Annotated in this window: 7 protein-coding genes and 1 pseudogene; 3 read left to right on the top strand and 5 right to left on the bottom strand. The window is 67.2% G+C overall.

What is annotated here, in order from left to right:
* The first annotated feature begins 128 nt into the window (after positions 1-128).
* Entirely contained in the window at positions 129-1,130 is a 1,002-nt protein-coding gene (locus AS156_RS02410) for a dienelactone hydrolase family protein (protein ID WP_066499499.1), read from the top strand.
* Between the two features lie 184 nt (positions 1,131-1,314).
* Here the strand turns inward: AS156_RS02410 and AS156_RS02405 are convergent, their stop codons facing one another.
* On the bottom strand, positions 1,315-2,211 hold the full coding sequence (locus AS156_RS02405) for a DMT family transporter (RefSeq protein WP_430641772.1): 897 nt from the start codon (positions 2,209-2,211) through the stop codon (positions 1,315-1,317).
* Positions 2,212-2,315: 104 nt separating this feature from the next.
* Here AS156_RS02405 and AS156_RS02400 point away from each other — a divergent pair, with 104 nt between their 5' ends.
* On the top strand, positions 2,316-3,719 hold the full coding sequence (locus AS156_RS02400; protein WP_066499490.1) for an aminotransferase-like domain-containing protein: 1,404 nt from the start codon (positions 2,316-2,318) through the stop codon (positions 3,717-3,719).
* A 100-nt stretch (positions 3,720-3,819) separates the two neighbouring features.
* The gene (locus tag AS156_RS02395) at positions 3,820-4,311 is read left to right on the top strand and encodes a hypothetical protein (RefSeq protein ID WP_066499486.1); all 492 of its coding nucleotides are present in this window, start codon (positions 3,820-3,822) and stop codon (positions 4,309-4,311) included.
* A 149-nt stretch (positions 4,312-4,460) separates the two neighbouring features.
* On the opposite strand, the gene blaOXA is transcribed toward AS156_RS02395, so the two are convergent.
* The 4 genes and pseudogenes from blaOXA to AS156_RS02375 all read right to left on the bottom strand — a co-directional run bounded on the left by blaOXA (position 4,461) and on the right by AS156_RS02375 (position 8,064).
* Positions 4,461-5,273 (bottom strand): class D beta-lactamase, encoded by an 813-nt coding sequence (gene blaOXA / locus AS156_RS02390; protein WP_066499626.1) that lies wholly within the window; start codon positions 5,271-5,273, stop codon positions 4,461-4,463.
* A gap of 88 nt (positions 5,274-5,361) precedes the next feature.
* Positions 5,362-5,625: an EscU/YscU/HrcU family type III secretion system export apparatus switch protein gene (locus AS156_RS02385; protein ID WP_066499484.1), complete on the bottom strand. Its 264-nt coding sequence runs from the start codon at positions 5,623-5,625 to the stop codon at positions 5,362-5,364.
* Positions 5,622-7,215: pseudogene (gene fliK, locus AS156_RS02380) on the bottom strand (flagellar hook-length control protein FliK). Before fliK ends, AS156_RS02385 begins: the two are co-directional and overlap by 4 nt.
* A gap of 63 nt (positions 7,216-7,278) precedes the next feature.
* Positions 7,279-8,064: an ATP12 family chaperone protein gene (locus AS156_RS02375; protein ID WP_066499483.1), complete on the bottom strand. Its 786-nt coding sequence runs from the start codon at positions 8,062-8,064 to the stop codon at positions 7,279-7,281.
* Between the last annotated feature and the right edge of the window lie 99 nt (positions 8,065-8,163).

The following is an 8,163-nucleotide window of genomic DNA, read 5'->3' as shown; positions in this document are numbered from 1 at the left end:
CCCGGCCATGACGACGTGGTGACTGACCGGGCAAATTGACAGCCCGCCGCTCGATTGGTCTAGTTGCCGCCATCCACGAAACACGCCGTTTGCGAAACGCGCTATTTGCGAAAATCTTGGGTGAGCCGATGCTGACAGACTGGCGCCTGGCCGCGACCGCCATCCTTTTTTGCTGCGCCGTGCTGTTCACCTGCATCGAGACCAGCGCGCAGCAGGTGCCCAAGGAGATCGCGGCCCGCACCGAGATCTACGCCATCCCCTCGCTGACGATCTCCGACCATCAATTCCTGACCGGCGATGCCAATGGCAAGCCGGTGACGGTCGGCGGCGAACTCAGGATCGCGCAAGGCACCGGCCGGCTGCCGGTGGTGGTGCTGATGCACGGCTCGAGCGGCGTCGGCAGCACGATGGACGCCTGGGTGCGCCAGTTCAACAGCATGGGGATCTCGACCTTCGTGATCGACGGCTTCTCGGGCCGCGGCCTGACCGCGACCGGTCCGAACCAGGCCCTGCTCGGCCGGCTCAATCTGATCCTCGACATCTACCATTCGCTCGACATCCTGGCGAAGCATCCCCGCGTCGATCCCAACAGGATCGCGCTGATAGGATTTTCGCGCGGCGGACAGGCGGCGCTGTATGCGAGCCTCGATCGCTTCAACAAGCTCTGGAACAAGTCCGGCCTGCAATTCGCGGCCTACATCCCGTTCTATCCGGATTGCTCGACGAGCTACGCTGGCGACACCGAGGTCGCGGCGCGCCCGATCCGGATATTCCACGGCGCGCCCGACGACTACAATCCGGTGGCGAGCTGCGAGGCCTATGTCGCGCGCCTCAAGGAGGCCAAGCGCGACGTGGAGCTGACCGAATATCCCGACTCCGCGCACGGCTTCGATGCCGGCCTGATCGGCGCCAACGCGGTGGTGGAGGCAACGGGCTCACAGACCGTGCGCCATTGCACCATCAAGGAGGGCGAAGGCGGCGTGCTGATGAACGCGGCGACCCAGGCGCCCTTCAGCTACAAGGATTCCTGTGTCGAGCTCGGCCCGCATGTCGGCGGCAATCCGACCACCGCGATCGAGGCCCGCAACGCGGTGAGCGACTTCCTGACGACGCTGTTCAGGCCGGGGTAGCGGCGGAAGAGCACACTCTTCTTGAGAGTTCGTGACGTTCTACACCACCGTCCTTGCGAGGAGCTCGCGACAAAATTGCAGAGCAATTTTGCGCTGAAGCGACGAAGCAATCCATGTCTCCACTTGCGGAGTGATGGATTGCTTCGCTTCGCTCGCAATGACCGGGATGGAACAGTGGGTCACCTCACGCGAAACGGCGCGCGAAGACGACGCAGGCGACGACGAGCGCGGTCGCGGCGATCATCGTCCACGGCACCTGCTCGTGCAGCAAGAGACCGGCCAGCGCGAGGCCGAAGAACGGCTGTAGCAGCTGCAACTGGCCCACGCTGGCGATGCCGCCGACGGCGAGGCCGCGATACCAGAACACGAAGCCGACCAGCATGCTGAACACGGCAACATAGGCGAGCCCGAGCCAGGCCGGAGCGCCGATGCCCTCCCAGCTCGACGGCAGCGTCGCGATCGTCAGCACCAGCACCGGCGGCACCGAGAGCACCAGCGCCCACGAGATCACCTGCCAACCGCCCAGCCGGCGCGACAGCGTCGCGCCTTCGGCGTAACCGAGCCCGCAGACGATGATGGCGGCGACCATCAGCAAATCGCCGGTCAGCGACGCCGCTCCGCCGCTCGATATCGCAAACGCGGCGACGGTGGCGCTGCCGAGCGAGGAGAACAGCCAGAACAGCGGCTTCGGCCGCTCGCCGCCGCGCAGCACGCCGAAGATCGCGGTCGAGAGCGGCAACAGGCCGATGAAGACGATCGAATGCGCCGACGTGATGTGCTGGAGCGCGAGCGCGGTCAGCAGCGGAAAGCCGAGCACGACGCCGAGCGCGGTGATCGTCAGCGACACCAGGTCCTCGCGCTTCGGCCACGGCTGCCGCAACACGGCAAGCAGCGCGGCGCCGAGCACCGCCGCGATCAGGGCGCGCGCCGCGGTCAGGAACAGCGGCGAAAAGCCCATGACAGCGACCCGCGTCGCCGGCAGCGAGCCGCTGAAGATGATCACGCCCAACAGGCCACTGCCCCAGCCGTCGAGCGACGCCCTGCCCATCGCCTCGCCCGACAATGCTCTCGAATCGCTCATCGCACCTCGCTTTCCATGGTGGAGGATAGACGGCGCAGGCTGGCCAAGGCAGCTACAGATCAGTACAATAGCGCCAAACTGTATGGGTCAAGGTAGGCATACACATGCAGCAGCCATCGCAGCACAGCAAGGCGACGCGCACCGCCGACGTGATGAACGCGATCCGCGCAAGGGTGGCGAGCCGCGCGCTGGTCGCCGACGACCGCCTGCCCTCGATCCGCAGCTTCGCCGCCAGTATGGGCGTCTCCCCCTCCACCGTTGTGGAAGCCTATGACCGTCTCGTCGCCGAGGGTCTGATCAGGGCGAGGCCCGGCTCCGGCTTCTATGTCTCGGCCACCGCGCTGCCGCCGCTGGCGCTGACGAAGGACCAGCCGCAGCGCGATCGCGCGGTCGATCCGTTCTGGGTGTCGCGGCAGTCGCTCGACACCGACGGCGCCACGCTGAAGCCGGGTTGTGGCTGGCTGCCGGCCGACTGGATGCCGACCGAGGCGCTGCGCCGCGCCTTCCGCAGCCTCGCGCGGGCCGAGGACGCCGTGCTCTCGGATTACGGCGCCACGCGCGGCTCGCTGACGCTGCGCCGGATCCTGATGGCGCGGTTCGCCGACGAGGGACTGGAGCTGCCGCCCGAGCAGCTGCTGCTCACTGCCTCCGGCACGCAGGCGATCGACCTGATCTGCCGATTCCTGCTGCGCCCAGGCGACTCCGTGCTGGTCGACGATCCCTGCTACTTCAATTTTCGCGCCCTGCTCCGCGCCCATCAGGTCAAGATCGTCAGCGTGCCCTACACCGCATCGGGGCCCGATGTCGCACGCTTCGAGGCAGTCGTGGAAGCCGAGCGGCCGCGCCTCTACGTCACCAACTCGGCGCTGCATAATCCGACCGGCGCGACGCTGTCGCCGCAGACCGCGCATCGGCTGCTGAATGCCGCTGCGACATACGACCTGACCATCGTCGAGGACGACATCTTCGCCGATTTCGAGCCCGAACCCTCGGCGCGGCTGGCCGCGCTCGACGGACTCAATCGCGTGATCCGGATCGGCAGCTTCTCCAAGACGCTGTCGGCCGGCGTGCGCTGCGGCTTCATCGCCGCGCGCGCCGACTGGATCGAGGATCTCGTCGATCTGCAGGTTGCGACCGGGTTCGGCGGCCCGAGCGCGGTCGCAACCGAGGTCATCGCAAGCGTGCTTGCGAGCGGCTTCTATCGCAAGCATGTCGAGGAGCTGCGCCGCCGCCTGGCGCGCGCCCGGCGCGACGTCGGCGAGAAGCTGCAGCGCATCGGAATCGAACCATGGCTGATGCCGCGCGGCGGCTTCTATCTCTGGTGCCGCCTGCCCGACGGCTGCGATTCCGCCGACGTCGCGCGCACGGCGCTTTCAGACAATGTCGTGCTCGCGCCGGGCAATGTGTTCAGCGCCTCGCAATCGGCCGCCGCCTTCATGCGCTTCAACGTCGCGCAATCCCGCGACCCCAAGGTGATGTCGGCGCTGCAGCGGGCGATCCGCCAATAATCCGCTTCATCCTCGCGGAACCGGCCGGCGTCAGCGGGTCAGCTTAAGAACCTTTGGAACCCTGCTGCGTTGAGGCGCATCAACCCCAGAGGAGGTCAAGATGTCTCACTCCACACTCGCGAGGACCAGCCTCGTGCTGCTGTCACTCGGCGTATTCGCATCACCCTTGCAAGCCGCGCCCGCCTCGCCTTTCCTCGCCATGGCCGGCTCATGGTCCGGCGGCGGCATTCTGACCACGTCGGACGGCGCGCGGGAGCGGCTGCGCTGCCGGGCGAATTACGACGTCGCCGGAACCGGCTCCGAGCTTCGCCTGTCGCTGAAATGCGCCAGCGAGAGCTACAAGTTCGATCTGGCCAGCGAGGTCGAATATCGCGGCGGCGCGATCTCCGGCGCATGGACTGAAGCGAGCCGCAATGCATCCGGAACGATATCGGGGCGCGCGTCCGGCGATCACGTCGAAGCCGCCGCCCGCGGCAACAATTTTTCCGCCAACCTGTCGCTGACGACGCGTGGTGGCCGGCAATCCGTGTCGATCCGCCCGCAACAAGAGAGCGGCGTAACCGAGGTCTCGCTCGCACTCTCGCGGCATTAGCGCGACGCAAACAGACGTCGGCACGTGATGACGTTCTCAGGAATGTCATCACGTCCCCCGTCGCAGCTATTTCTCGCTGGCCTTGAACGCCTCTTGCTTGCCTGACGGCACGGTCTCTTCCGCCATCGCGAGCTGCGTAGGTCAGCTCGTCAGAACGCGACGATATCGGCGAGGCATTGCTGCGTCACACTCATCCGCGCGTCGATCTGCGCTTGCGTCTTGCAGTCCATGTTCATCGCAAACACGGTCACCGCATCGCCCTTCTCGACCCAGCCGACCAGCCAGCCGAGCGAGCCGTGCTCCTTGTCGGTCAGTCCGGTCTTGGCGCGAATGACGGCGTCGCCGACCTTGGTCACCGGCAGAATGTCGCGCACCAGCTCCTGGCTGCGCTTCGACACCGGCAGCACGCCACGGCGCAGCCGGTCGAGGAAATCGACCTGCTGGATCGGATCGATGCGCAGATTGCCCGCCACCCAGAACTTGTCGATGCCGCCGCCTATGTCGCAATTGCCGTAATCGAGCATGTCGACGTACTTCTTCATCCGCTCCTCGCCGACCCGGCGCGCGATCTCCTGATAGACCGGGAATGCCGAGACCGCGATCGCCGATCGCAACGTGTGATCCTTGTTCCAGGTCTCGACGCCGCGCGTGATGCCGTCCCACTTGAACACGTCCCTGTCGGGGTCCTGTACCACGCCGGTCTCAAGCGCGATCAGCGAGTTCGGGATCTTGAAGGTCGAGGCCGGCAGCCTGCCCTCGCCCGACCGGTTCTTGTCGCTCGCGATGATCAGATAATCGTCGATCTTGTAGCCGACGAAGGTGCCTTGAGTGCCGAGATCGAAGAACCGCTTGGCAAGATCCTCGCGAAACTCGCTGCGCTGGTAGGATACGTTGGCGAAGCTGCGGGACGGCAGGATGCTAGCTGCGGCAAACAGACCGAGCGCATGGCGGCGATTGATCACGGCGGGTCCTGGACAGTTCGTGAGGCTGACGACGATGGTTGATGCCATCGTGGTAAAAGGATGGCAACGAGGATCTGTCCCTGGCGCGCTATCGTGCCCGGCCCGACAGGCGCAGCACGAAGATCAGCACCTCGGCGACGGCCTTGTAGAGCTCAGTCGGAATTTCCTCGCCGAGCTCGACATTGGAGAGCGCGCCGGCGAGCACCTCGTTCTCCTCGATCGGAATGTCATGGGCTTGCGCGACCTCGATGATCTTGGCGCCGATCGCGCCCCTGCCCTTGGCGACGACTCGGGGCGCGCCGGAGCGGTCGTACTGCAGGGCGACCGCAAGCTGGGATCTGGTCTCGCTCATAGCGCGCGGTCCAGGAAATGCCCAGCGCGCGCAGGCGTTACTTGCGGCGGCGCGCCGTCGCGGATCTCGATCTCGCCGGGCGTAAGCTCGGCCCGGGCAAGCGCCTGGCTCAACTCGGTGGCGCCGGCGCGCAGCTGAGCTGCGGTGGCCGGCCGCTCCGCCCACATCCGCACCGACGTGCGCTCGCCGCTCAGTGAGATCAGCGCGTGCACCGGCCCGGCCGGCTCGAGGTCGAGCGTGAAGCGCGCACGCCATACCCGCTTGCTCGCCTCGACAGCCTCGCTGCCGCCGTCGCGGGAGATCTCGAACTGCGCCATCGCCGTTCCCTGCGGGGTGAGGAACGGAACCTCGAAATTCCAGCGCGTCATCGCGTCGAATTGCGCACGCTGCGCGTCGCCACGATCCGGCAGCGAGGCGACCTGCAGCAGCGTATGCCGGGCAAGCGCGGCATCGGTGTTGTCCAGCAGGCGATGCGCGGTGGCGGCGAGCGGCGTATCCGGCGCAATCGACGGCTCGGCAATCGCCTGCGCGGCCGGCAGCGCGCCGCGAAACGGCGGCGGCGGCGTGTTGGTGCGCGCGACGTCGCCATTCGGCATCTCCTGTGCTCCGGCGCCGTGCCGTGCCGCACCGCCGAGCTCGTGCAAGGCTTCCTGAAGCAGATTGAGCGCACCGCCTGCCGACGGTCCGGTATCGAGCGCGTCAGCAAGAGCACCGACCAAGCGCGCACCGCCCGTCGTGAGATCCTCCGCAACCGGAACGCGCGCCTGCGGCAGCAGGATCTCGACCACCTCGAAGTCGGGCAGCTCGGGCGGCACGAGGCCCGGTGCTGCGCCGACATTCGACAACGTCGCCTGAGGCGCCGGCGCAGCGGCCGACCGTGCGGTATCCGCGGTTCCGAGCGACGATTGCAGCGCCTGGCGGAGCACGATCAGCGCGGCCTTGAGATCGGGCACGTTGCCGTTCGACGGCGTCGCCCCCGAGGCCAGCGAGGCCTCGAACAGCAGGCCGGATTTCTGGAACGCGGGCCTTGATCGCCTCGCCGCTGAGATTGTCGTCAAGGCTGGTCTGCTGCGCCAGCACCTGGGCAATCGCGGCCTGCAGCTTCGGCGGCAGATTGGCCGACGCGATCGCGGCCAGATTGGCAAACAGCGGCCCCTGGCTGCCCTGCGCCGTCGCCGCGCTCTGCACGGCTGCGGTGACGGCGACATGTTCGAGCGGCGTCAGCACAGGCTGCGACGTGGTGGGATTCACGGGAGATGCGGCGCCGACACCGGTGACAACGCCCGGCGACAGCTTGACGGCGTCGCCCGATGCGCCCGTCCCGGTCGCATTGGAGCCGACCATTTGCAGGCGGACGCCATCCTGGGTGCTTGAGACCGCAAGCTGCAGGCTCTGGCCCTGCTGCAGCGGCACTTCGGTCCGGACGTCGATCGACAGGCTCGCAATCGCGATCCGCACCAGATCGGCGGACAGCACCTTCAGCACCTGCGCATTGACCACGCTGCCGGCCTGCAGCGTGAGGTCCGGCGCAACACTCCCCGTCTCCTGGGGCGCGAGCACCGGCAGCACGGGGTTGATGGTGGTCGCCATGTCGGGGTCTCGGCCGGCCGGTAAGATCGTGCGGCAGGCTAGCCGAGCGTCCTAAACCACCCGTTAACCGACAGCCGGCGCCAAGGCCCGGAGAATGCTCGCCGCGGCCTTGAAATCGACCTGCCGGGCGGCGCGGCGCGCGGCGACCTCCTCGTCGACGCCCCATCTCTCGATGTTCCAGTCCTCGTCGACATGAGCTGCGGCCCAGACCTGGTCCTCGTCGCGCACCCCATGCGCCAGCGCCAGCGCCAGCAGCGCCGAGCCGGTCAGCGTCGTCACCATATGGAGCGCCGCGACCGACCACGGATCGTCCGGAAACGCCCCGCGCGCCGCCTTGATCGCGGCCTCGGGCTGGCCGACATGCACGATCCCCTCGGCGAGGATGAAATGGGCACCGAGCGTGTCGGCGGCCCAGAACAGAATCGGGTCCCAATGCGTGGCTTCGCGCTGGACCAGCGTCTCGGGATGACCGGCGCGATAGAACAGCATGTCGCTGCCGAGGAACTTCGCGGCATCTTCGGAGACCTCATCGATGCGATCGATCACGCCCTCGACAACGCTGTTGGCGAGGCGCGTCAGCGGCATGGTCACGGGATCGAGGGTCTCGCCCTGCGCATTCCACTCCGAGGCGATCGCATCGGCGATCCCGCGCGTCGGCGCCACGATCGGCTTGCCCGACGGCGAGCGGATCGAGCGGCCGTCGAGCGTGACCGAAAATCCGCCGTCGGCCTCGGCGACACCGGCGCTCGTGTAGAAGCGCTTGCGCTGGGGCGCACGGATGTGACGCCGCACCGCCTCCTGCGGATCGATCGGGGATTGTCCTGCAACTTCGTCGAAGAGTTCGCGCATCGCGCCGGCCGGCTTTCGTTCCGAGGGACTTGCCTGCAAGATATGTCAGGGACAACGGCAAATAAAGCTGATGGGACGCGGCAAATTCCTCGCAGGCCG

It is taken from the genome of Bradyrhizobium macuxiense, assembly GCF_001542415.1.
GTDB classification, from domain to species: Bacteria; Pseudomonadota; Alphaproteobacteria; order Rhizobiales; family Xanthobacteraceae; genus Bradyrhizobium; species Bradyrhizobium macuxiense.
The sequence above is the reverse complement of the archived record's forward strand: the minus strand, read 5'-3'. Positions and strand labels throughout refer to the sequence as shown.

Excerpts from the sequence above, each read along its gene's own strand:
- AS156_RS02410 (WP_066499499.1), top strand. The coding sequence starts at position 129 with ATGCTGACAGACTGGCGCCTGGCCGCGACCGCCATCCTTTTTTGCTGC.
- AS156_RS02405 (WP_430641772.1), bottom strand. The coding sequence starts at position 2,211 with ATGAGCGATTCGAGAGCATTGTCGGGCGAGGCGATGGGCAGGGCGTCG.
- AS156_RS02400 (WP_066499490.1), top strand. The coding sequence starts at position 2,316 with ATGCAGCAGCCATCGCAGCACAGCAAGGCGACGCGCACCGCCGACGTG.
- AS156_RS02395 (WP_066499486.1), top strand. The coding sequence starts at position 3,820 with ATGTCTCACTCCACACTCGCGAGGACCAGCCTCGTGCTGCTGTCACTC.
- AS156_RS02385 (WP_066499484.1), bottom strand. The coding sequence starts at position 5,625 with ATGAGCGAGACCAGATCCCAGCTTGCGGTCGCCCTGCAGTACGACCGC.
- AS156_RS02375 (WP_066499483.1), bottom strand. The coding sequence starts at position 8,064 with ATGCGCGAACTCTTCGACGAAGTTGCAGGACAATCCCCGATCGATCCG.